This window comes from Alkalihalophilus pseudofirmus OF4, from assembly GCF_000005825.2.
GTDB classification, from domain to species: Bacteria; Bacillota; Bacilli; order Bacillales; family Bacillaceae_D; genus Alkalihalophilus; species Alkalihalophilus pseudofirmus.
Map to the genome: position 1 here is coordinate 1,025,819 of NC_013791.2, position 25,214 is coordinate 1,051,032.

General features: G+C 36.5%; 23 protein-coding genes. 18 read left to right on the forward strand and 5 right to left on the reverse strand.

Going from position 1 to position 25,214, the window contains the following annotated elements:
* Nucleotides 1-25 precede the first annotated feature (25 nt).
* Both BPOF4_RS05105 and BPOF4_RS05110 read right to left on the reverse strand, forming a co-directional pair.
* Nucleotides 26-583: a redoxin domain-containing protein gene (locus BPOF4_RS05105; protein WP_012958011.1), complete on the reverse strand. Its 558-nt coding sequence runs from the start codon at nt 581-583 to the stop codon at nt 26-28.
* Nucleotides 584-625: 42 nt separating this feature from the next.
* Entirely contained in the window at nt 626-1,369 is a 744-nt protein-coding gene (locus BPOF4_RS05110) for a cytochrome c biogenesis CcdA family protein (protein WP_012958012.1), read from the reverse strand.
* 176 nt (nt 1,370-1,545) lie between these two features.
* Between BPOF4_RS05110 and BPOF4_RS05115 the strand changes: the two genes are divergently transcribed.
* From BPOF4_RS05115 to BPOF4_RS05130, 4 genes are all read left to right on the forward strand, one after another.
* On the forward strand, nt 1,546-2,157 hold the full coding sequence (locus BPOF4_RS05115; protein ID WP_012958013.1) for a class I SAM-dependent methyltransferase: 612 nt from the start codon (nt 1,546-1,548) through the stop codon (nt 2,155-2,157).
* An 86-nt stretch (nt 2,158-2,243) separates the two neighbouring features.
* Entirely contained in the window at nt 2,244-2,951 is a 708-nt protein-coding gene (sigK, locus tag BPOF4_RS05120; protein WP_012958014.1) for an RNA polymerase sporulation sigma factor SigK, read from the forward strand.
* Nucleotides 2,952-3,095: 144 nt separating this feature from the next.
* Nucleotides 3,096-4,163, forward strand: coding sequence for an acyltransferase family protein (locus BPOF4_RS05125; protein WP_012958015.1), 1,068 nt, complete (start codon nt 3,096-3,098; stop codon nt 4,161-4,163).
* A 94-nt stretch (nt 4,164-4,257) separates the two neighbouring features.
* Nucleotides 4,258-4,887 carry a YdhK family protein gene (locus tag BPOF4_RS05130; RefSeq protein WP_012958016.1) on the forward strand — a complete coding sequence of 210 codons (630 nt, stop codon included), beginning with the start codon at nt 4,258-4,260 and terminating at the stop codon, nt 4,885-4,887.
* 60 nt (nt 4,888-4,947) lie between these two features.
* On the opposite strand, the gene BPOF4_RS05135 is transcribed toward BPOF4_RS05130, so the two are convergent.
* A complete protein-coding gene (locus BPOF4_RS05135; RefSeq protein ID WP_012958017.1) occupies nt 4,948-6,669 on the reverse strand; it encodes a sensor domain-containing protein in 1,722 nt (573 codons plus the stop codon).
* Between the two features lie 335 nt (nt 6,670-7,004).
* Here BPOF4_RS05135 and BPOF4_RS05140 point away from each other — a divergent pair, with 335 nt between their 5' ends.
* The 13 genes from BPOF4_RS05140 (at nt 7,005) to BPOF4_RS05200 (ending at nt 22,310) form a co-directional block, all read left to right on the forward strand.
* Entirely contained in the window at nt 7,005-7,811 is an 807-nt protein-coding gene (locus BPOF4_RS05140; protein ID WP_012958018.1) for an alpha/beta fold hydrolase, read from the forward strand.
* Nucleotides 7,812-7,835: 24 nt separating this feature from the next.
* Complete coding sequence (locus tag BPOF4_RS05145; protein ID WP_012958019.1) at nt 7,836-8,900, forward strand: SDR family oxidoreductase; 1,065 nt, start codon at nt 7,836-7,838, stop codon at nt 8,898-8,900.
* A 304-nt stretch (nt 8,901-9,204) separates the two neighbouring features.
* Nucleotides 9,205-10,479, forward strand: a complete 1,275-nt coding sequence (locus tag BPOF4_RS05150; protein WP_012958020.1) for a methyl-accepting chemotaxis protein — start codon at nt 9,205-9,207, stop codon at nt 10,477-10,479.
* Between the two features lie 233 nt (nt 10,480-10,712).
* The gene (locus tag BPOF4_RS05155; RefSeq protein ID WP_012958021.1) at nt 10,713-13,259 is read left to right on the forward strand and encodes a PAS domain S-box protein; all 2,547 of its coding nucleotides are present in this window, start codon (nt 10,713-10,715) and stop codon (nt 13,257-13,259) included.
* Between the two features lie 72 nt (nt 13,260-13,331).
* Complete coding sequence (locus BPOF4_RS05160) at nt 13,332-14,447, forward strand: IS4 family transposase (RefSeq protein ID WP_012957436.1); 1,116 nt, start codon at nt 13,332-13,334, stop codon at nt 14,445-14,447.
* A 213-nt stretch (nt 14,448-14,660) separates the two neighbouring features.
* Nucleotides 14,661-15,119, forward strand: a complete 459-nt coding sequence (locus BPOF4_RS05165) for a sensor histidine kinase (RefSeq protein WP_012958022.1) — start codon at nt 14,661-14,663, stop codon at nt 15,117-15,119.
* Nucleotides 15,120-15,164: 45 nt separating this feature from the next.
* Nucleotides 15,165-15,899 carry a LytR/AlgR family response regulator transcription factor gene (locus tag BPOF4_RS05170; protein WP_012958023.1) on the forward strand — a complete coding sequence of 245 codons (735 nt, stop codon included), beginning with the start codon at nt 15,165-15,167 and terminating at the stop codon, nt 15,897-15,899.
* Nucleotides 15,900-16,024: 125 nt separating this feature from the next.
* Nucleotides 16,025-16,951, forward strand: a complete 927-nt coding sequence (locus BPOF4_RS05175; protein ID WP_012958024.1) for an ATP-binding protein — start codon at nt 16,025-16,027, stop codon at nt 16,949-16,951.
* Nucleotides 16,952-17,003: 52 nt separating this feature from the next.
* Entirely contained in the window at nt 17,004-18,614 is a 1,611-nt protein-coding gene (locus BPOF4_RS05180) for a HAMP domain-containing protein (protein ID WP_012958025.1), read from the forward strand.
* 39 nt (nt 18,615-18,653) lie between these two features.
* Entirely contained in the window at nt 18,654-18,974 is a 321-nt protein-coding gene (locus BPOF4_RS05185; RefSeq protein WP_012958026.1) for an STAS domain-containing protein, read from the forward strand.
* On the forward strand, nt 18,974-19,822 hold the full coding sequence (locus BPOF4_RS05190) for a PP2C family protein-serine/threonine phosphatase (protein WP_012958027.1): 849 nt from the start codon (nt 18,974-18,976) through the stop codon (nt 19,820-19,822). The genes BPOF4_RS05185 and BPOF4_RS05190 overlap by 1 nt, the downstream gene beginning before the upstream one ends.
* An 11-nt stretch (nt 19,823-19,833) precedes the next feature.
* Nucleotides 19,834-21,978: a flagellar assembly protein A gene (locus BPOF4_RS05195; RefSeq protein WP_012958028.1), complete on the forward strand. Its 2,145-nt coding sequence runs from the start codon at nt 19,834-19,836 to the stop codon at nt 21,976-21,978.
* A gap of 20 nt (nt 21,979-21,998) precedes the next feature.
* On the forward strand, nt 21,999-22,310 hold the full coding sequence (locus BPOF4_RS05200) for an STAS domain-containing protein (RefSeq protein WP_012958029.1): 312 nt from the start codon (nt 21,999-22,001) through the stop codon (nt 22,308-22,310).
* 8 nt (nt 22,311-22,318) lie between these two features.
* On the opposite strand, the gene BPOF4_RS22125 is transcribed toward BPOF4_RS05200, so the two are convergent.
* Together BPOF4_RS22125 and BPOF4_RS05205 are read right to left on the reverse strand one after the other, a co-directional pair.
* On the reverse strand, nt 22,319-22,486 hold the full coding sequence (locus tag BPOF4_RS22125; protein WP_012958030.1) for a hypothetical protein: 168 nt from the start codon (nt 22,484-22,486) through the stop codon (nt 22,319-22,321).
* Between the two features lie 139 nt (nt 22,487-22,625).
* Entirely contained in the window at nt 22,626-24,125 is a 1,500-nt protein-coding gene (locus BPOF4_RS05205; protein WP_158305555.1) for a GAF domain-containing sensor histidine kinase, read from the reverse strand.
* Between the two features lie 427 nt (nt 24,126-24,552).
* Between BPOF4_RS05205 and BPOF4_RS05210 the strand changes: the two genes are divergently transcribed.
* Nucleotides 24,553-25,212 carry a phosphatase PAP2 family protein gene (locus tag BPOF4_RS05210; protein WP_012958032.1) on the forward strand — a complete coding sequence of 220 codons (660 nt, stop codon included), beginning with the start codon at nt 24,553-24,555 and terminating at the stop codon, nt 25,210-25,212.
* Nucleotides 25,213-25,214 lie beyond the last annotated feature (2 nt).

The window sequence follows — 25,214 nt, forward strand, 5'->3', positions numbered from 1 at the left end:
TGACTGCCTTTATATTTCGTTTAACTTAATCCATTTCCTCTATTCTTTGAACCATCATTTCTTTTGTCAAAGCACCTAAAGCCACACTATGTATGCGTCCGTTAGTATCGATGAAATACGAAGAGGGAATTGGCTGAATTTGATATAACTCCGCAATTGAAACATCGTGATCTAATAATATTGGGAATGTTAACTCGAAATCATTGCGAAAACGATCCACTTGTTCGACATTAGGCTCTGTTTCCGTTAAATTAATCGCTAGAATTTCTACATCGTGCTCCTCGTACAGCTCTTGCATATGAGGCATCTCAGCTTGGCAAGGGGGGCACCATGTTGCCCAAAAGTTCACAAACACTTTCTGCCCGCGGAAATCGGTTAATGCCATTTCACCGCCATCTAATGTCTCAAGCGTAAAATTTGGAGCTATGTTACCTTCTTTTAATCCAATCTCATCTTCTGGATCATTTATCTCTTGAGTTATTTGACCTGGAGAGGCTTCTTCTCCACTTTGCCAATCGATTGTATCATATAATACCCACCCGACCATTCCAAAAAGAAGTATAAATACAAACCATTTCTTCATTCCATTCATCCTTTCGTGTTCTTATTTTAATGGCGTGCACTTTTATCCTAAATTTTCAAGCCATGTTCCTTCAATCAAACGTAAAATAAAGATAGAAATATCGGTCATTTTCCCAGTGAAGAGAAGAATTCCCATAAGGATCATAATTGCCCCGCCGATTTTCATAATAGGTTGACTGTACTTCACAATAAATCGTGTTGACCCAATAAAGAATGTGAGAACAAAAAACGGCAGCGTAAAACCTAGTATGTAAAACAGCGTATACAGGAGACCTTCTTGGGGATTGCTTGCTGCGAGCATTAAGATTGAAGCAAATATTGGCCCGATACATGGTGTCCATCCTGCGGCGAACCCCATACCAGCAAACGTTGTCCCTACAAAACCAGCTGGCTTTTTCCCGACATTAAATCTCCTGTCCTTCATCAGCCAGTCGAATTGAATAATCCCGCTTACGAATAATCCCATTACCACAATGAAAATACCGGCAAGTTGTTGAATAAGGTTGCCATTACGACCAATGATCATATCTTCAAGCCATTGACCAAAGAACGTGGCACCAAACCCTAATGCAAAAAAGATAGATGATACGCCTAATAAGAAGAAAAAGCTGTGTATCATTAATTGTTTACGTACTTTCTGACTTTTGTGATTGGTTTGCAGCTCTTTCACACTAATCCCTGTGATGTAAGATAGGTAGACAGGAAAAAGTGGAAGAGTACACGGTGATATAAAGGAGATAAAGCCAGCTAAAAAAGCAGCCCACACCGTTATTTGCGCTAAATCCATAGTACATCTTCCCCTCTGTTCTTTCGTTATGTCTCTCAACTAAGTAAGAGCTCTTTGACATCAACAATATCAAACGTTTATGAAAATATGATGAAAGGGTGCAAGAAAATCGACTGAATAGATTTTGATGCAAGGTTTGTTTAAACTAGGTAGTAACTAAATGATGAGGTGATCATATGAATTCCTGGCATGAACGTTTTCAAACAGAAGAGTATGTATATGGCATGAACCCGAATGTTTTTATTGTTGAGGCATTAGCTAAAGTAGATCTAACGGGTCATATACTTACGATTGCGGAAGGGGAAGGAAGAAATGCTGTGTATCTAGCTGAAAAGGGTCTGGAGGTGACCTCATGGGATTATGCTCTCTCTGGATTAGAAAAGACATTGAAGCTGGCAGGCACGAGATCGGTCGAGGTCGACACAAAGTTAATCGATTTAAATAATGCAAAATGGGAAAGTGATTCGTGGGATGGGGTTGTTTGTGTGTTTGGACATTTCCCAAAGCCTTTGCGAGATAAGACATTAAGTGGGGTGAAAGAAGCAATTAAGCCAGGTGGTTATTACATAAGTGAAGTCTACTCAACCGATCAGCTGCCCTATGAAAGCGGCGGCCCAAAAGATATAGAGCTTCTCTATTCTGCAGAAGAGCTTCTAACGACATTTACTGATTGGAAAATCATTCACTTTTTCACTGGTGAAGTGATGCGTGAGGAAGGGGAACTTCATAAGGGATTATCTCACGTCGTACAAGTGATAGCCCAGAAACCGAAGAAAGAGCAGAGATAAATTACATAATCTTTTTCGCTAGTACAGACACAGGCGAGCCCAATTCGACATATGAATGTAAAAACGACAAATGCGGGGGTGAGGTCGTGTCTGGAATGCTAGCGGCACTTTCTTATTTTGTAAAAGAAGTGATTGTGTTTGTTTCTTATGTGAAAAACAACGCGTTTCCGCAGCCGCTCAAAAAAGACGATGAACGTAAATACTTAAAGCTGATGCAAGAGGGGGATGCGGAGGCGAGAAATTTACTCATTGAACATAATTTAAGACTTGTTGCTCATATCGTAAAAAAATTTGAGAATACGAGAGAAGACACAGAAGATTTAATCTCAATTGGCACAATAGGGTTGATTAAAGCGATTGAAAGTTATTCTGATGGGAAAGGGACAAAGCTTGCGACGTATGCAGCTAGATGTATTGAAAACGAAATCCTCATGCATCTTCGTGCATTGAAAAAAGTGAAGAAAGACGTTTCTCTTCATGACCCGATTGGTACAGATAAAGAAGGCAATGAAATTTCACTTATTGACGTTCTCCAAGAAGATGCAGACGATATTGTTGATGTAATTCAGACAAAAATGGAGAAAAAACAAATTTATGAATACATTCATGTACTTGATGAGCGTGAGAAAGAAGTGATCGTCGGCAGGTTTGGGCTCGATATGGAAGATGAATTGACACAACGAGAGATTGCCAAGAAGCTTGGAATTTCTAGAAGCTATGTTTCAAGGATTGAAAAGCGAGCACTGATGAAGCTGTTCCATGAATTTTATAAACATAGTCAAGGGAAGGGATAGAAAAAACAGCTGGCAATGGCCGGCTGTTTTATTTTTTTGTATGAAGGGTAGAAGCCATATAGTCAGGCTTGCTTATAACAAAGGAACTTTCAGGTAAGAATAAAAATAGAAAGGCAGGTAACCGATGAGAAAGGGTGTGTATGAGTGAGTAAACAATACATAAATGAGGCATTTTGGCTTCGTGCGATTTCTTGTTTAGCCGTTGCGGTCACTCATGCGGTGAACACCACTCTTGCAAATTATGAACATACGGCCTCTGAATTAAGTGAACATATCCTTATATTAATCCGCTTTATGGCCTTTTTTGGGACACCTGCGTTTGTGTTTATATCAGAGTTGTTACTAGCTAAGGCCTATCCTAATCATGTTCCTGAGGATTTTTTTAAGAAACGGGTGATGTTTTTACTGATTCCGTTTATCTCTATTGGTATATTGTTCGCTTTGGTTATCTCTCATTCATGGGAAGAGGCGGTATTGCAATCATTTAAACATATTTTTCTTGGTGGATATTACGGCTATTTCATTTTAATCATTTTTCAGTTTTATATACTCCATGTTCTATTGCAAGGCTACCTGAGAAAATGGTCTCCCAAAGTCGTCCTACCGATTGCTTTAATCATTAATTTGATTTATTTAGGTTTTTTTAATTTTACAGAACCAGGAAGCTCTCCTGTTGCTGAATACATTTGGCTGCGTGGATACTGGGTACCATTTTTCGGATGGATCTTTTATTTCGTTCTTGGGTATTATTGCGGGAAGAATTATGAAGCGCTGAAAGCTTTACTCATTAGACATAAATGGAAAGTACTGGTTATGCCATCCGTATCAATCTTACTCCTAGTCTTCTTAGTCACTTCGGACATTTTATCTGTCGTCTCATCAAAAAGAATAGATATGCTTCTCTACACAGTAAGTATGATATTTGCGATTATTTTATTAACGATGAGATTTGATTATGTCCCACCCTTTATTAGGTTGATAAGTAAATATTCTTTTAATATTTATTTATTGCATAAATTCTTTTTGTTTTATATGGGACCAGTAGAATTTCTACATCCTCTCTTATATTTTATGGCGGTCTTTATACTTTCTGTAGGCGCATCAATTTTGTTGGCCAAACTGTTATCTCCAATAAAGATAAGTCAATATGTGATTGGAAGGCAATTAGTTGTGCCTGATGCAGTTAAAGGAGAGAAAATGAAAAAGAACTAGTTTTTACTAAAGGAATTAGTGGAAAATAAAGTACTATTAAGAAATGTAGTATATAATAGAAAAATCTGATTCTTTAAAAGGAAGGGGTAAAGAAATGAAGAAATTAGCGATAGGAATGGCCGCTCTTTTTTCAGCATTTGTTATTTCTGCTTGTGGAAACGAAGAGGTTAACCCGGATGAAGTCATGGAAAACGAGGAACAAACGGAAACTGAGGGAGAAGAGCATTCTGAAATGGACGAGCATGGTGATGTGGACGAAGATGAACATGCTCACATGGATCACTCAAGCTCTGGTGAGGTTCCGGAAGGCTTAGAAGAAGCAGATAACCCAACGTATGAGGTAGGCAGCCATGCGATGATCACTGACGGCCACATGGCTGGGATGGAAGGTGCCGAGGCAACGATTGTTGGTGCATACGATACAATGGTTTATGCGGTGTCTTATGATCCAACAGACGGCGGCCCGAGAGAAGAGAACCATAAATGGGTGATTCATGAAGAATTAGAAGAGGCTGATCAGGACCCTTTTGAACCGGGTGATGAAGTCACTCTTAATGCAGATCACATGGCTGGGATGGAAGGTGCTGAAGCAGTCATTGATTCAGCCCAACAGACAACCGTGTACATGGTGGACTTTACCCTAACAGATAGTGGAGAAGAAGTGGTTAACCATAAATGGGTCACAGAAGAAGAGTTATCTGAATTGGAGCATAGCAATCATTAATGCTAGGAGAGACAAAAAGAGGAGCTTCCCTTTTAAAGGAGCTCCTCTTTTTTGCTATATTTAGTTATTATAAGCTTGAATAGCTTGAGGTTTTCCAAAATAATATCCTTGAAAGCAGCTGCAGCCTTTCTGAAGAAGGTATTCATACTGCGCAAGAGTCTCAATTCCTTCAGCAATGACATCAAGCTCAAGCTCTTGAGCCAGATAAAGCATACTGTTAACGAGGGCTTGTGTTTTGCTGCAATGGGTAATGTCTCGAACAAAGCTTTGATCAATTTTTAAACATGTGATTGGGAAGTTTTTCAGATGCTGCATACTAGAATAACCAGTACCAAAATCATCTAATTCAATTTCCATGCCAAAATCTCTGAATTGCTTCATTAAATGTATTACTTCTTTTGGAGATTTAGCCGAGATACTCTCTGTAATTTCGATTTTTATATTTTGACTGCGTACTCCATATTGATTACATAGTTCCTTTAATCTTTTTAGCAAGGGGGGGTAAAAAAATTGTTTCAGAGATAAATTAAATCCGACTTGAATCGTATCACCGTAAGCCTTTTTTAATATTGAGAGATCCTTTAACACTTCCTCGAATAGAACATATCCAAGAGGGACAATTAATCCTGTTTCTTCTGCTAATGGAATGAATTCTGCTGGTGAAACAGCACCGAAAACCGGTGAATGCCAGCGGACAAGAGCTTCAAAGCTGATAATTTCACCTTTCCTATTTACCTGAGGCTGATAATGCATGATGAAGTCTTTTGGCTGATCCGTTTTAATATCCGCTTTGGTTAAGTCCGTTTTGTTCATATCCATTTTGTTCATTTCCGCTTTGTTTAAGATGGATTGATGCATACAGTTTTTCATTTCTAATTTGCGATTAATATTAACATTCATATCTTGATGGAAGGATACACATGTATTTTTTCCAGTGCTTTTCGCTTGGTTTACTGCATAAAACGCGCTTTGCATTAATTCTTGAAAATTGCTTGACAGCGCTGGGAAGGCAGTAAGACCGATACTCAATGTCATATAATAGGAATGGTGCAAGTGTACAATCGGTTCTTTAAAATATGTATGTAAAGTATCTACTATTTGGTTAATAGGAGCAGCTGAAGGAAGAACAATGGCAAATTCATCGCCATGAACCCTGCTTATTACGGCTTCTATCTCATTTAATGCGCCTTTAATTCGATCTCCAACTAACTTTAAAATTTGATTTGCTTGATATACTCCCAAACTTTCATTGATTCCTTTGAAATGGTCAATATTAATATAAAGTAAATGGAATTCTGCTTCCATTAAAATCATTTGCTGAACTTTACTTTCAAAGTGGCTGAAGTTTGATAGTCCGGTCACGGGATCTTCAATCATTCGTTGTAATTGTTTTTCTTCTAACGCTTTTCTCTCCGTAATATTATATCGGATTGCAACATACTGATACGGTTCCCCTTCTAAATTCATAAAAGGTACAATGGCCGTATCTACCCAATAATGGCTTCCATCTTTTGCTTTATTCTTGATTTCTCCTTTCCATGTCTCACCCTTCTTAATGGTCTCCCACATCCTTTTAAAAAAAGATTCATCATGGTAGCCTGAATTGATGATTCGATGTGTCCTGCCGATCAATTCATCAGACGTATATTTAGAGATCTCGCAAAACTTGTCGTTAACAAAGGTTATGACGCCATTTGTATCAGTAATAGCAACGATAGCCGTCTGGTTTAAGGCATTTTCAATATCTAATAATTTTTTGACTTGATTCGGTAACGTTTGCACTGAAATCCTTCTCTCATTTATGTTTGGTTTGAGTATATATTCTTAGTTCAATATACCCTGTATAGTTAGTTTAAGATATAGATTACTATATATATTTGATTAAAGCTAATCTTTTTCAACGATTACTAACCTTTTACAAATCTATTTCTCATCACTTTAAAAATATGCATTAAAAGACTTTAATACCGATAAAATCTTTCACACAATGTTCGTAAATGTCACTCGTTTGCCTCATAACGACCTTCTTGCAACTGTTTATATCAAGTTTCGACAAGAGGTGACGTGACAGAGAAGCTTCAAGCCTTTATAATGGGGAGACGTGTGAGGAAGCAGGTGTGAAAAGATTGTTAGAATATACGATTCATAAACATGCAAGCAGTTTAGAAGATGTCGTTTTGATTCACGGTTTTGGTGGAAATTCAAAGATCTTTAAATTGCAGCTAAAAGCATATAAAGAACACTTTAATGTGATTACGATTGAATTGCCTGGTCATGGAAACTCGCCAGATGTAGATTCATATACAGAAGATTTCTCTTGGAAATTAGCCGCTAGAGAAGTGGTGAAAACACTAGATTTTTTGAAATTGAAACATGCGCATTTTGTGGGCGTATCTTTAGGAACCATTATCATTCATCAAATTCTTCAAGATGCACCAGAACGAGTAAAAAGTGTTGTCATGGCAGGGACTGTTACAAGATTTAATTTAACGTCTAAAGCGCTGTTAACATTTGGAAAACTCATTAAGCCATTTACTCCCCACTTATGGATCTATAAATTATTTGCTCAAATTATGATGCCTAAGGCGAATCATAAGAAATCACGCGATAGTTTTATCCGTGAAGCGGTTAAGATGAAGCGGAAAAATTTTATGGGCTGGTACGATGCAGTACAATCTATCGAAACCACTTATACTTTTGTTCAAAAGCATGCTCCTGAGATCAGTAAGCTGTATATATCAGGCAGTGAAGATCACTTTTTTATTGATACATTAAAAGAAGATATTAAGTCTGATAAAAAGGCAAGCTTGATTGTTTTTGAGAAATGCGGGCACCTATGCAATATCGAGAAGTATCGCAAGTTCAATGAAGTTTCTGTAAACTTTTTGAAGGGGCAGTTCGAGGCTGTAAAAAAAATTTCCTAATGATGGGTTAATTGGAGGAAGAATATGAATATCTTTCTAACAGGTTCTACAGGGTTTCTTGGCGGTAAGCTCATCAAGAATTTAATAGAGGACACCTCTCATCAGTTGTATGTGCTTGTTCGTAATATGGAAAAAGGAATGAAGGTTAAATCAGCATTTACAGCTGAAGAACAAGAACGTATTCATCTTTTAAAGGGTGATATTACGGATGTTGATTGTGGATTATCTAAAGAAAACCTTAAACAACTAAACAACAATATAGATGCATTTTATCATTTAGCAGCTCTAGTTAAATTTGATTTAGATTTACGTGATGAATTATTTGCGATTAATTATAACGGAACAAAACATGCACTTGATCTTGCGGTGAAATTAGGAGTAGAATCGTTCCATTATGTAAGTACAGCCTATACTGTTGGAAAACGCAGCCTTGGAGTAGAGGAGCTGTATGATCCATCGGCTGAATACAACAACCCTTATGAAGAAAGTAAAGTCAAATCTGAACATCTTGTTTTTGCTTATTCCGATAAAATGAAAATCTCAATTTTCAGGCCATCTATTATAGTCGGTGATTCAAAAACAGGAGAAGCAGACTCTGAATTTACTCTTTATGGGTTTATGCGTGCCCTTGATTTATTTAAACGTCGAGTGAGCAGACAGAATACTTCTTCTGAAGTCTACCGTTTGGTGGCAAATAAAGAAGGTACATCAAATCTAGTTCCTGTTGATTATGTTGCTGACGTATTAGCAGTCGGTTTAGCAAAAGCGGAGCCTAATAAGGTTTACCATATTACAAATCCTAATCCGCCAAATAATATGGATCTCTTAAACGTATTAAAAGAGGCTCTAGAATTTGAGCGGTTGTCGGTTGTGGAAGATACCATTAGCTATGAATTAAGTCTGGCAGAAATGAGATTGAACGGAATGGTGGATGTGTTCAATGTATATCTATCAGGTGCAATTACATTTGAAGATGCTAATACCCAAAGGTTAATCAAACAAACGAACATTAAACATTTAATGATGTCAGAAGAAACGATTAAAATGATTATCGAAGCCTACTTTGATATGCAGGTTGTCAAAATATAATGAAAAACGCAGCATCGGTGTAAGACATCGGTGCTTTTTTGTCGTTTAATCTCTTAAATTGGTTTAAATATATGTTGTAGGAGGTATTGGGTGGGTATTAAGTCTTAATTTATTTTAGGGGAGGAGGCTTGGGGTCCAACTTAAGATTCAACTTTCCAAGTACATAAAGTCCACATTACAGGAGTTTACATCTAAGAAATGCAGTGAACTTTCATTTGCATCTTGAATAGACTAACTAATAATCGCAGATATTTATTCGATAAAAATTGAATAAGATGGCCTAGCTATCAGAGGAGAGATGTTGATGAAAACCTTTAATATCAGTGGAATCGGTCCTAAATTAATCGGTGCAATTATTGTAAGTTTATTAATTAGTTCTCCGATCTCAGCTTATCTATTTTCATTAATTGATCAATATGTTGCAAGAAACTTTGCTGTTTATGTTAATACATTAGTCACCCTCATAGTAACCACTACTATTATCCTCATTTTTGTTCGCTTCATTCTAATCAGACCTTTAAATCGTTTACAGAGCGCGATCAGGCAAGCATCTAAAGGAGATCTATCCGTAACTATTCAGAATGCATCAAAGGATGAAATTGGTCAATTATCTATGGCTTTTGATGAGATGATGAAAGATTTGCGCCACCTTATTCTAAAAACAAATCAAACAGTTGGAGAAGTGACGGGATCATCTAACCAATTAAATTCTGTAGCTGAAGAGAATAGTAAAGCAATTGAACAGATCACCTATGCTATTCAAGATGTGAACACCGGAGCTGAGGAACAAGTAAAGCGCGCAAACGAGTTAGTAGATACAGCAAGAGGAGTCTCTGCCCAAATGAGAGAGTCGTCTCTTACTATTGATAAAGTATCAAAGTTTGCTGTATCAACAAATGAAAAGGCGATTGAAGGGAACAAATTGGTAGTCGATACGATTAATCAAATGAATGAGATCCATCATACAGTAGGCAGTACCTCAAAAGTGATAAGCACATTAGAAGAAAAGTCTAAAACAATTGGTGAAATTGTAGGATTAATCACTGGTATTGCAGACCAAACAAACTTGCTGGCCTTAAACGCTACGATTGAAGCTGCAAGAGCAGGTGAGCATGGAAGAGGCTTTGCTATTGTCGCTCAAGAAGTTCGAAAATTAGCCGAACAGTCTACGGGAGCGGGGGAAAATATCAAAAAAATCATTCAAGATATTCAAACGGAAACTCATCAGGCAGTAAAGCTTATGGAAGAAGGTAAAGAAGTTGTAAAGAAGGGAATAGACAAAGTAAATCTTACTGGCAATGGTTTCACAGGTATTTTGAAAGATATACAGCTGATGAAAGAACAAACGAACGAAATGAATGTAATTATCGATCAAGTGAATCAACAATCGATTAATATGACAGGGAAAATAGAAGATGTTGCAGTGATCGCTGAACAAGCCTCGAGCAGCATTCAAACGATCAGTGCTTCTGCAGAAGAGCAAAATGCATCAATGGAGGAAATTTCGTCATCTGTCTCATTATTGAATAATCTGGCGCAGGATCTATCAGGAGAGCTACAGCAGTTTAAAGTCAATTAAATCAAACTTTAAATCCTGCTAAATGACGATGAGGATAAAAACTATTAGATCTAGAAGTAATTAAGAAAGAAACCGCCTGGAGGTGAATTATCATTCATTTTCAGGCTTGTTTAACTTTTACTGAAGCTCTTCATTAACCATGTTGTAAGATAGCGAATCTTGTAAGATAATAAGAGAAAATAGTTATTTCTTATACAAAATACTATATAAACTATATTAAAGCAGGTGCAGAGATGACAGAGGTCTCTTTTATGTATACACATTTATACGGGCTGTCTATTATTCTATCGATTTTTATAGCCCTTGTAGCAGCCTATACCTCTATCGATTTATTAGAAAAGGTATATACAAAGAAACAATATTTCACACGTGAGTTTTGGGCGGTAGTAGCGGCCGTGACATTAGGAGTGGGTGTTTGGAGCATGCATTTTATCAGTATGCTCGGATATAACAGTCATCACCATACTCAACATGCTATATCACCGATCATACTTTCTATCGTATTTTCGATTCTTTTTTCTAGTCTTACATTATTAATTATTATGAAATCCACCTCCTATCTGCATGCTGTATTCGGCAGTCTAAGTTTTGGTGTGGGTGTCTCAATCCTGCATTATGCAGGTTTGATGAGTATGCATGGCGGAGAAGCAGCTGATGTGTTTAATATCACCCAAGTCCTTGTTGGTCTTATTTCAGGGAGTATTTTGGCTTTTATTGGTTTTCGAATATTCAGAACGTCGATAGAGGGAACAAATGTAACTCTAAGTCATAAAGTGGTCTCCAGTATTCTTCTTGCAGCTAGTTATTTAGCGGTTCACTACATTGGCATGTACCATTTCCATGGCCATGTGACCACAACTCCCCATACTCCAAGCAATAATTCTTTAATTGTTTATGGAATTACAATTAGTGTGTTATTCATTTTTATCCTAGTCATCATTACTTCTTATTTGGATCGACGCACAGTTATACATGCCAAACGGATGAGTGAATTACATGCAGATTCTTTGTTTGACAGCAATCCGAACTTAGTTTGTACATTAGATAAGGAAGGCCGAATTACTAAAAGCAATCATGTATTTTCTCTTGTAACAGGATTTAGTGAAAAAGAATTACAATCTCAACGGTATCTGGATTTATTTGAGTGTTCGTATTTTTCCACTATTAAACAAGCTATGGAAACCTCCTTAGAAGGGTCGACTGCTTACTATACGGCAACGTTACGATCAAAAACAGGTAAAGAGTTGTTTGTGAACGTGACGCATATCCCGATCAAATATCGTAACAGGCTGCTTGGGATAAACGTTATCGCTAATGATGTTACTGAGCATGAGGTAATGAAAAGACAGCTATTATCAAGTGAAATGACGTTGAAAAATACGATTCAGAATATAGAGGGTTTTATAGTAAAGTTTAAAAAAGTACATGGGCAGTTTATTCATACCTACTATAGAGGTGAACTAGTAGACCGTATAGGGTTAAAAGAGGAAGAAGTCGTAGGAAAGAGAATGGACGAATTTCTACCGAAAGATTTAGCCTTGAAAAAAACAACATTTTATAATGAAGCATGGAGTGGAAAAACCGTTCATTATGAAGGTGAATTTAACGGATTGCGTTATTATATGTCATTAAAGCCTGTGATGGAAAATGGTCAAACTCTCGAAGTTGTTGGCTCAGCAATCAACATTACTGACAGGGAAATGATTAAAGCAAAGTTTCTAGAGAATGAAATTTTGTATCGTTCCATTTTAACCACAATGACTGAAGGAGTTATTGTTATTGATACGGACGGGAAAGTAATAACAGCTAATGAACAAGCTGCAGAATTATTACATATTCCATACGCTGAACTAATCGCAATGAATCTTTATCAGCTAAATCGTGATTTTATATACGAAAACGGCGCTCCGTTTCCAAATGAAAATTTTCCGTGCTTTGTCACATTAAACACAAAAAAAGCTCAGCATAATATCATCATGGGGATTCGATATAATAGGCAGTTGAGCTGGCTGTCGATCAATACTGAAGCTTTATTTTATAAAGGGCGATTGAGCGGTTCCGTTATTACTTTTTCAGATATTACGGTTAGTAAACAAGAGCAGAACCAATTAAAAGAAAAGAATGCTTATCTAGCCAATTTAATTGAAAATGACCCATCAGGAATCATCGTAATTAATAAGGAGCGGAAAATTATTTATGCGAACAAGTTATTCATTAAAATGTTCAGCCTTCCGATTTCTCAAAAAGATCTAGTTAGAAAAGCGACTGACGACATTCTTCTACAATACGGGCAGATGATCCCTGACCTCAAAAATTATAGCGCTGCTGTAGAGCAAACGATTATGGACGAAGAGATTGTGTTGAATGAAGAGATAAAGTTGATAGACGGAAGAGTACTTGAGAGAGATTATATACCTATTAAAGATAATGAATCTCTTGATGTTCATTTTTGGAAGTTTAGAGATGTAACATATCAAAAGCAGATGGAACAAAGTTTAAGACAAGCAGTGGCTGATGCTGAAGAAGGAATAAAAGCAAAAACAGACTTCTTATCTAATATATCCCATGAGCTCAGAACACCGCTTAACAGTATATTAGGATTTGCTCAACTTCTGCTGTTAGAAAAAGAGCCTCCTCTTACAGGTGCTCAGGTAAGTAAAGTAAAACGAATTAAGAGTTCCGGGATACACCTTTTAAATCTTATAAATGATATCACTAGTGTTGCATTAATATTATTTCAAGATTCAAAATACACCCAATATTCAAATTTCAGTTCATGAGCGCACAAAAAAATCCTTTACAATGGAAGTACAGGTGGTTCCTGCCCAAATCCAACGTAAAGGATATCCGCTATGGACAAGAATACACGATTATCTTCATTTGGTAAATGGGTTGCACCCATAAATATGAAACTTTTTGATGAACAAGTAAAAAAAGATGGACTAGATAAGTATAAGAAGAAATTATCAACGTCCTCTTTTACAAAACTATTTCTCTATGCACACTTGAAACAAGTGGAAAGCCTTCATGCGTTGAATGCAGAACTAGCCGATGAAAACTTACAGAAAGAACTGGGGATCAAATCAATCAGTGTTTCTCAGCTTTCTCGTAAAAACAGGGCTATAGATTCATCGCTGTTTTCCATCGTCTTTCTTGAATTAGTTCGGCAGATTCAGATGAAAACCAACCAATATCAGTCACCATTTCCTTTAAAAATTATTGATTCAAGCACCCTGCCGCTAAATCTCACCCGTTGTAACTGGGCTACATTTCGGAAGAGCAAGGGTGGTGTCAAACTTCATCTTAGATTAGTTTTTGTCGATCAAGATACGGTCTATCCTGATAAAGCGGTTATCACAAATGCCGTTGAACACGATCGGAATCAATTGGAGATTCTCGTTGATGACAAAGATGCCATGTATGTGTTTGATCGTGGATATATCGACTATCAACGGTTTGATCGCTACTTTGATGAAGGAATCTTTTTTCTCTCAAGACTGAAAAAGAATGCCGTCATAAGAGAGGTTGAATCCTATTCTTTACCTGAAGGAAGTCCGATTACAACGGATAAAATAGCGTACATCGGTACAACACAAAAGCGTACTGAAAATGTATTTCGAATCCTTGAAACAGTTGATTCCAAAGGGAATCCAATACGTTTAATCACGAATCGCTTTGACTTAAAAGCGGAAGAAATAGGCGATCTATACCGTTCAAGATGGGCAATAGAGTTATTTTTCAAATGGTTAAAGCAGCACGTCGAAATCAAAACATTTTTTGGATACAGCGAACAAGCTGTACACAATCAAATTTTCCTTGCGTTAATTACGTATTGCCTCAATGTACTCGTTCAACTTGAAGCCAAAGGAAAACCTACATTATTACGGATTACCCGATGGCTCAAGGCAACTATGTGGAGACCAGCAAGAACATGGTTCAGGTTCATTGAGCAAAGAGGAAGTCCGTAAACATGTACTAGTCGATGTTGCTTAAGTATTAAATGTATATTTTTACCAAATGGTCAGTGCCACCTCTCGCTTTGGATTGTCTTTTTAGCTCATTTACCAGAGTGAAATATAGACAGAATATTCTTACTATAATTATAGGGTTTTATGCAACACTAGTGAAATGATATATTAGACTTAACAAGAACAGATACAGCAGATTCTTCTAACTTTCATATGGAAGAAATTGAACTTTCAGGATTTGTTAAACAAGCTGCGCGCAACATGACGCCATTATTAAAAGAAAAAGAGCTTCGATTAATCATGCACATGAACTTGGATAATCAATACTATGTGCTTGCAGATCCGACAAGATTGCGTCAAGTCATAATGAATTTACTAACGAATGCAGTAAAGTATAATGTAGATGGCGGCCAGATTTCTATTGATGTTTTTGAGCATAATGAGTATATATTTGTTAAGATAGAAGATACAGGAGTAGGTATATCTATTGAGGATCAAACCCAAATTTTTGATCATTTCTTCCGGTCTCCTTTAGTAAAAGATGAAGTGGAAGGAAGCGGGATCGGTCTTGCTTTAGCAAAGCAATTGATTGAAGCGATGGGCGGAAAAATTACAGTTACTAGTGAATCTGGCAAAGGCAGCTGCTTCATGATTTCACTATCTAAGCAATAAATTAAATGTGCTTTAACTGATAGAATCTTTAAAGTAGGGATGCATATGAAAGAAATTAATACAATACTCGTTGATGATAATCCAGATTCCAGAGAGATTTTAACAGCATTCATTAGTTATCTTCCGCAAATTAATCTTATTGCAGAACTAAAAGACGGTGAAGAATTGTTAACGTATATAACAAGTGATGCAGGGGAAGATGTTGATTTAGTATTAGCAGATATAGGGATGCCTAAAATTAATGGGATCGAAGCAAATAAACTTTGTACAAAACTTAGACCCGAATTAAAATTTATTTTCATAACAGGGTATGAGGATTTTGCTGTGGAGGCTTTTACATTGTCTGCAATTGATTATATCGTGAAGCCAATCGAACAAGAACGGTTGTATAAAGGGTTGAAAAAAGCAGTCAATCTTATAAATAATGAAAGAGAGAAGTCTAAGTCTATTTCAACTACAGATAAGCTTATAGTCAAAAAAGGAAGAACTACTTTCTACATTAGGTTTGATACGATTTATTTTATTGAAAAGAGAGGAAAAGATACGGTCGTTCATACTAAATCAGGTGTATACGAAACGCTTGATTCGCTTGAAGCGATAGATTCCAGTCTCAATGATCCATCATTTTTTCAAACCCATCGGTCTTATATTGTGAATTTAAATAATGTACTTTCTGTTGAAGCATCTGGTAAAACCTATTTGATTCGTTTTGATGGGTATCCTGAAGTTGCACATATATCAAAATTAAAGATCAGCCAATTTCAAAAAATGATTAAGTGAAATTACACCAAAAAGAATAATAGGAACAGTCGTGAGTAAATAGACCCAAAGATAGTCTCGGGGTCTATTTTTTTGTTCTGAAAAGGTCGAATTTCCTAATGAAATGGGTTAAGGAGAGCCTTCCTGTGAGACAGTTATTTAAAAAGTTATTTAATGGCGGTGCTGTTGCATCTAGGTCAGGTATCCCTGCTCTTCCTAAACAAGCAGCTTATCGTGAAATGGAATATCAATTTAAGCGGGGATTTCTTGCAAGAGAAATCTCTGCTGAATTACATTATGAGCCTAAAAAAGGCAACGAATTATTATTTTTATCATTCTTACGTCCTAAAGGCCAAAACAATAAGAAAAGGGTAAAAGAAGATTCTATTTTTTTACTCAGTGAACATTTATTAGATTGGGAATCCGCTTCAAAAGATGTGGAGAAGGAAATCGAACGATTATCATTTCCGGAAGATGTGAAAAATGCAGTACGAATGGTTTACCTTAAACATAAAGAGGCATTGTTTGAAAAAAGCTCTACCGAGTGCAAGAAAGTGCACGACGATACTAAGTCAACAGCAAAGGAGTGGGCTATTTACCGCGATGTTATCTATGCAGCAACTCAAGGCAAGCTGAAGCTTATTGAAAAAGATGAAGTTCAGAAGTATGAAAAAAGCGATGTCTTGTATGAAGGAATGGTCCAAAAGCGTGCAGATATCCCATATAACCGGCAAGAAATCAGGAAAATCCTAGAACAAAAAGACATAAATCAGACGAAGATGATGAACTGGCTGCTTGTCATTTCAGAAGGGATTACAAATATTATCAAGCATGCGGAGGAAGGAAGAGTTACGTTATATAGATGTATGGAAAAGGAAGAACTCTATGCGGTCATTGAAGATAAAGGGCCGGGTTTTCCTCTTGATAAACTTCCAAACATGACTTTATTTGCAGGTTATTCTTCTAAAGAATCCCTAGGTCAAGGTTTTACATTAATGACTAAAATGACAAAACAAGTATTGCTCTACACATCACCAATCGGCTCAACGATCATCCTAACCTTTGATCTATAGCTTTTATATACCAGCGATGTAGCGAGATATTTGAGAAGACGGAGGAACGATAATGAAAAGGAATACGATTATGTTTCAATTGCTTGTTAAAATCGGCCTTTTCTTAGGAGTATTGGCATTAATCATTCTTCTAGTAGGTTATTATTTCATAAAGATAAAAGTAGAAGAGTTTCAGCAGGAGCAGGTATATACGGCTACTAGTATCGTAATGCATGCAATGGATGGAACGCAGGAATCGGCAAATACAATTGAAAGAATGATTGAACAAGGGCTATATACATCTTCAAAAGGAATTGCTAGTGATCTTCGTGGAAGAGATGCTGATTCTATTACAATGGATGAATTACGTGAACTTGCCGAGAGCTGGGGTGTAGAAGAAATCTCACTTTGGGAGAGAGCTGATGATGATATTATTATCACACAATCATCTGACCCTACGCAGCTAAATATGAGCTCAAAAAATTGGGGATATTGGTTTACTGCATTTAATCAATTAATGGAATTAGAGCCTGTCACAATAGAAGAAGGGCATGCGATGGAGAGATTTTGGGCAGGCCCTGTTTCTCGGGCGGAAAGATTTGAACACATCTATTATAAATTTGCTTATTATTTTGATGGCACGACTGATTTTATGATTAATGCGTTTATTAGTGATGAAGAAATCTATCGCCAAACCTTTCAGTCAGGACCAACACAAATGATAGACAAGATTATTGAAGAGAATATTGATATAGAAGAGATAGCTGTAATTAATAGCGGGCCTTGGCTTAATCCTGCAGAAGTCGATATTGTAGAGCCGCAACGAGATCTGCCTGTTCTGCATGGTCATCACACAATTGAAACTGAAGAGGATGCTGCGATGATCACCGAAGTTCAAGAATTATCTGAGATGAGAAGTGTAGAATTTAGCGATAATCAAATCTCATACAAAAAAATTTACCAGCCTCTTGATAATGGACGTGTCATGACGATAACGATGAATTTAGAGCGCTTAAAAGAAGTAAGAGATCAATTCTTGTTGTTGTTTGTCGGTACATTTTTAGTCGCATCCATGATCTTAATTATCATTATAAGATTAGCTGCAAAGCGGCAGTTAAGACCCATCGATCAAATAGTAGAGCAAATTCATAAATTAGCAGAAGGAAATTTAACGCACACTTTAGATGTCCATGAAAAGAATGAATTTGATTGGTTAGCTGATCAATTGAATGAAATGACAGCTCACTTTAACCGTCTTATTACCGAGTTGAAAGATGAATCACATTCTTTAGTTGTTGTATCTAGTTTGCTGTCAAAGCAAGTTTATTCTTCTGTAAAATCCATGGGGGACACATCAGCTGCTATGACAGCCGAGTCAAAAGATCTTCTATTTGATTTAACAATTACGTTAGAGCAGTTAGCTGAACTTATTTCTACTATTGATTCGATTTCTCAAGCGGACAGTAATAACATCCATGCAAAAGAATTTTTAGTTCAGGTGCAATCGAAAGTAAAAGAATTAGAAGCTTTCTCAAAAGATCATTCAAATCAAGTAACGAATTTAACATTTATGTTTTATGACACGTTAGAGGAATTGAATGAGGCTTCAAAGAGAATTGATGCATTATCTGTAGAACTAAATAAAAAAATCAGCTTCTTTAAAGTAGATGAAGAACGGTTATAAATACAATTAGTCATGGCAGAGAAGGAGGGGGAGATAAAGATGAATTTAACCATACAACAAGAAAAGATAGGAAATGTAATGACACTTCATCTAAAAGGCGTTTTAGATATCTCCACTACTAATGAGATTGATCAATACTTGCCCTTGATAAATGAAAGTATAGAGAAGTTAATTGTTGATTTTAATAACGTTCATTTTATTGATTCAACAGGTGTAGGGACGGTGATGGCTCTCATCTTCCTATCGGCTGATCATCAATTTAAGCTTGAGTTTGTGGGGATAAATGACATGACTGATCAAATCTTTGAAATGGTCGGAGTTTACCAAGTGCTTGAGTCAGTCCAGAGGGGGGTGGGGTAATGTATTATGACGGAATGAGTTTTTCAAGGAAAACCATGAATGAAGAAACAAAAAGTTTAGAGAAAACACTTCAAAGAGAAATTAATTTAGCGAAAAACATACAATCCAAATTATTAAATGCCTCAACCCCTACGTTTGAGAAAGGCGAAGTGATAGGTTCTTCTGTTCCGGCACGATTAATTGGCGGAGATTATTATGATTTTTATCCACTTGTTAACGGGAAAATTCGCATTGTTATCGGAGATGTGATGGGAAAAGGCATTCCTGCAGCGATGCTGATGATTTTAACAAGGGGGGCTTTTCGAACAGCTGCGGAGAGTAAATCAAGTCCAGGAGAGACGTTATCTTCTATGAATCAAGCTCTTTTTACTGATCTAAGAACACTTAAATCATTTGTTACTTTGTTTTGCGCCGATTGGGACCCTGAATCAAATGAGTTAACATACGCAAATGCAGGACATAATATGCCATTGTTTATTAACGGAGAAACAGGGGAGGTAAGTGAAATTCCTAAAGTATCTGGCATTATGGTAGGTGGCTTGAAGGACCAATCGTATGAAGAAAAGTCAGTACGATTAAAGGATAAAGATTCAGTATTCTTCTATACAGATGGGATTATTGAAGCTCAAAATAACGAAGGTGAACAATTTAAATTAGACAGGCTGAAAGAAGTTCTTCGTGATCAATATACAAATGAAATTGAAGAGATTGAAAAGGGTGTTCTCACTTCTATTGAGTCTTTTACAGAGGGAGCCCCTCAAAAAGATGACATCACAATGGTTGTTTTAAAGGTGAGTTATGAAAAATCGGATATAACAAGTTTAAATTCTCCAGTAATTAATGTATAGGTGGGGATCGTATGGCTCAAAGCATTATTTCAAAAGGACGCGATATTAACGAGGCAATCTCAGTTGGGTTATCGATTTTAAATACGACAATTAATGATGTAAATATAGAAGTCATTCAGAATGAGAAAAAAGGGTTTTTGAAGATCGGCAAGAAAACGGCAGTGGTTAAATTAACAAAACGAGAGAACACATTTAATGACTCTTCTAATAGCAGCATTAACCATCAAGACTTTATTGAGCAGGCTGCTGCTCGTGAAGTGACAAGTGAAAATATCATTGACGAATTTGAAATGATGGAAAAGTTGATTTCACAGTTAGATATCGATGAAGACGGGTCGATCAAAGAGGATACATTAAGCGAGACTCCTATTAATGAAACCTCTGTCCCTGCTACTAATAATAACGGAATGGGTAAAGCATGGGTGGAAAATGGCCTTTTGCAATGCAACTCCTCTAGCACCCATTATCCCGTTATTACAGTGCCAAAAGGAATCAATGTTTATAAAAATAAGGAACGTGTGACGTCATCTTCCTTGATCATTACACAAGAAGATGATATACAAATTGAACTAGCCGAAGAAAAAATAAAAACAAAATGGAATATATCCATGGACAAGAATCACTTGAAGGTCATGTTAAACGTTTTTCCAGGGTACAAAATTACTAGAACGTTAACTGATGTGGGACCGAGTGAGCACTTGAAACTAGTTATAGAAGAAGAAAAAATTGTGGACAATTCTTTGACCTATGAAGATATTATTAAAGAGCTAGACCAACTACGAGTTAAATATGGGTTTAATCATAATGAGATCATTAAAGCAATCGAGACCGTTGAAAAAGGTGAGTTTGAAATTGCAACAGGACTTGAGCCAAAGCCAGGGAAAAACGGCTGGGTAGAGGTTTTAGTTAAACTAGAGACTGAAAGTGGTTTAAAAGAAAAAGAAGATGGCAGTATTGACTTTAAAGAGATCAATGACATTCCTGCAATAGCTGAGGGTCAAGTAATCGGTGTTGTTTATGATCCAGTCCCTGGAGTTCCGGGAGTGACTGTGCAAAATGATCCCTTGCCTGCAAAGCAGACATTCCCAGTAGTACTACAATTAGACAAGGGAGTCGAACGCGTAGGCGATCAAATTATCTCCTTACAAGCAGGAAGACCTAAAGTGGAAAAGAGAGGCCTTTTTGTGAAAGTCTCGGTTTTGCCGAAATTGACACATAAAGCAAATGTCGACCTAGAATCAGGAAATATTCGGTTTAGAGGAGATGTTGAGGTTCTTGGTAAAGTAGAAGAAGGGATGTTGGTAGAAGCTACGGGAGACATAACGATTCGTAAAGAGGTTAACCGATCAAAGATTCTTGCCGCAGGTGCGATTACATCGTATGGAAACATTATGTCCTCAGAACTGTCAGCAGGAAAGAGCAATATGATCATTACTGAACTAGGAGATCATCTAGCGAAAATAAATATGAATCTAAAAATGATTTTAAAGCTGATTGAACAATTAACACAATCACCTGCATTTAAAAATACAGATTTCAATCGCAGGGGACTGAAACCCCTTATTATTATTTTGCTCGAAAAGAAATTCAGAGGGTTTCCTGGGCTTGTCAAAACGTTTAATGAGAAGGTTACAAAGCATAAGGAAGAAATTGCAGACAAAAGGTTCCTTGATGTGTCTTCTCAATTAAACCAATGTTTCTTGTCACTAAATAGGGAGAATGTTACTCATGAGTATATACTGAACCTCTCAAAAGAAATTCACCAACTATATGAAATGAGCCAGACTCCAGTTGAACCGGAAGCTTTTATCACTATACCAAGTGCAATTAACAGTCAACTTTATTGCAGCGGAGATATTACTATTCATGGGAAGGGCAGCGTTCATTCTAAAATATATGCCGGTGGAAAATTAAAAATTAGAGGTATTATAAGAGGCGGCGAAGTATTTGGACGACATGGAGTACAAATTAACGAAGTTGGCTCAGATATGGGCGCAGTAACAAAGATAGCTGTTCCACGTGATCAGAAGATTAGAATCGATAAAGCAATGGATGGAACGACAATTAAAATAGGAAATGTAGCTCATACATTTAGTGAGACAACGCACTTTGTTAATGCTTATCTTAATGAGAAACAAAAAATGGTGCTACATTAGTGGTGATGGAGGTAGAAGGAATGACTCATTTTACCCTCAGTAAGAAAATGAACGAACTTGAGGTTAAACTTATAGGTGACTTAGATATCGATAGTACAGAATTAATTGAGGAAGAATTACTTCCTGCTCTTATGCAACACCAAACAATCATTATAAACTTTGAAGAGGTTCCATTTATTGATTCGTCAGGTATTGGTCTCTTATTGAGTACCATTCAAACGTTAAATGAGCAGCAAATTGCGTTAACGATTTCTAAAGTAAGAACTGAAGTGATGGATATCTTTGAAATGCTGCAAATACCTGAGATTGTGGGGAAGGACATCTTTGTATAAGGACCAGGTTAAACAGCATGTGCTTTTAACTTAGAAGCCTGTAATAAAATAGAACTTAGTTGTAAAATATCATGTTTAATTGCTTGTTTTATATAGGCGTTGCTGCACTTAATATATTCATCGGCTAATTTTTTTAACTCTTGCTTGAAAACTTCACACTCAATGTTAGTTAACATGAAGAACACCTCTAGTTAGTATTAGTTTAATAGCTAGTATCTTAATACCCATAACAAAAGAAAGTAAAACATATTTAATGGGTAAAAAATAATAGATATTTATACCTATTAAAAGAAGCATCCTTTATACTGGATGCTTCTACTTTTTTACTATTGGTAATTCAATCCAAAATGTACTGCCTTCTCCTAATTGACTTTCTACACCGATCTTTCCTTGCATCTCTGTGACAATCTGCTTGACTAACGACAGACCTATTCCAGTTCCCTCTGCTTCCATTGAAAATTCCTCGGTACGATAAAATGGATCAAAGATCTTCGACTGTTCGACAGAGGAGATTCCCACTCCAGTATCCTCTACATTTACAGTGACCGTATGTTCTGAAACTTGATAAGAAATAGTAATGTTTCCATGCTCTCGATTGTACTTTACGCTGTTGCTAAGTAAGTTTAAAAGAACCTGTTGTAATCTGACAGGGTCAGAGTAGATAATTTGGTCGGATTTGAGTTTTAAGTCTTCACAATTCATTTTAAGCTTTTTTAACTGTGCATAAGGAGTGATTTCTCTTAATGCAGCTTGAACAATGGCATCCAAATCGACCTCTTGAAACTCTATAAAGGGCTTGCCGTTTTCAAGCTTTACTAATTTAAGAATATCATTTATCATCGTCAAAAGATGTCTTCCTGACTTCAAAATCTTATCTACTTTAGCGAGTTGTTGAGCTGACAGCGGCGTGCCAGTATCCTGATGAAGAAGCTGTGAGAATCCTAAAATAGAATTTAAAGGCGTTCTTAATTCATGACTCATCATCGCTAGAAAATCAGATTTAGCCTTATGTGCTTTTTCAGCTTGAGCTTGTGCATATACTAGTGAAGTGTTGGCTTGTTCTAATTCTATATTCGTTTGTTGTAACTTAGCGATTAATGAAAGCCTATCTAAAGTAATCGATACTTGAGTACAGATTCTCTCAATTAAATCTAATTCCTCTTTGATGAAATGTGTACGGGTTTTTGATCCGAAAGACAAAGTGCCGACTAACTTGCCATAAGAGATCAGAGGGTGACATACATATGCTTGTATTCCCAACGATTTAATTAAATTGACTTTAGGGTCTATAGAGCTTGAAATATCTTCAGCAATAATTTTATGTTGATTGAGAGCAGCCGTACCACATACTGCTTGACCAAAATCTAAGCAGCACATCCCATCTGCTATTTCTTTTGGAATACCGTAATAGTTCATCAGCCGCAGTTTATTCGCTCGTTCATCAAAAATATAATTAAAATAAACATCTAAGTCTAAGTAATGTGACAAGCTGTTAAACAGATTATCTAGCAATTCTTTTGGATCTTCTTGAAAAATCAAATCGCTTGAGGCCTCAGCAAGCAGTGCAAGCTTTTTCTCATTCTGGGTAATCAGTTGATCGACCTGTTTATGTCTTGTTAAGTCTTTAAAAAACATTGAGAAACCTTCTACAAAAGGGAAAATGCCAACCTCCACCCATTTAAATGAGAGGAGGGGCTTGCTTATTTCCAAATGTATAGGAATCATTTCCGTCTTGGACCTGAAAAAAGCATCTTCAAACGTATTATGACATGATGGCGGCAGAAGATCCCATAGGTCACTGTGGCTAAGATTCATTTGTTCCTCACCTTTTTTAGAGGAAGCATGAGTAATCTTATAAGCAGAATTAATCACTACATATAAATCTGAATTCCTATTTATGCTGGTGCTCTGCTGATTCAACAGACTATTTATCATAGACGTACCCCTTAAATAATAAATTTACACGTCAAAAGAAGCAGACAAGAGGAGACTGTTAAACGAAAATCATGCGGGTCTATAGTTCTAGGGAAGTGAAATGCTTATAGGTAAATAATAGTAGTTGTGCGTACTTATTATTATACCTTTTTTAACCGTAATTGGGTGACTTTTTTAATAGTTTTTGCGATTGAATTTTAGAATCTATAGCTTTTATCATATAACTTAAGCTGAGTCATTAAAATTCTAGAAAAGAGGGTATAGTATGTAAAATATTGCAGAGAAATATTGCAGTGAGAGGTGAAGGATGAAAAAAAAGATTCCTTATAAAGTTCTAATACCTTTTATTTTATTGTTCGCCTTCTTCTTAATTACAACCTATTCTGTTTTAAGAGGATATACCTTGTCAGTGGATCGTTTAATAGTAGAAAATATAGCTGCTTTTCATACAGACTTACTAACCAAAATGATGAGATTTTTTAGTTTTATCGGTGCAACTAGGCCGGTTATTGTTATTTCTCTATTATTTCTTGGAGTGATCTATTTAAAATACCGCCGCTTACAAGATGTCATTCTTTTTGCACTAGTATCGCTTGGTTCAGTTACACTTAATGTAGTGCTAAAAATGACCATAAAAAGAGAACGTCCTGAATCAAGTTTAATAGTGGAATCAGGATATAGTTATCCTAGCGCTCATACAATGGCTGCTGTATCACTGTATGGAATGATTATTTATTTATTATGGAAACACACATCCACCGTCACGGCGAGAATAATCCTGATTACATTTGGTGTAAGTATGATTTTAATGATAGCGTTCAGCCGAATATACTTAGGGGTTCATTATGCAAGTGATATTATAGGAGGGGTATTACTCAGCAGTTTATGGCTGCTAATTTCACTTTCTATCTTTCAAAGGTACCGAAAGAAGGAAAAGAAGAAATCTACTCAAAAAGACACCTGCTAGAG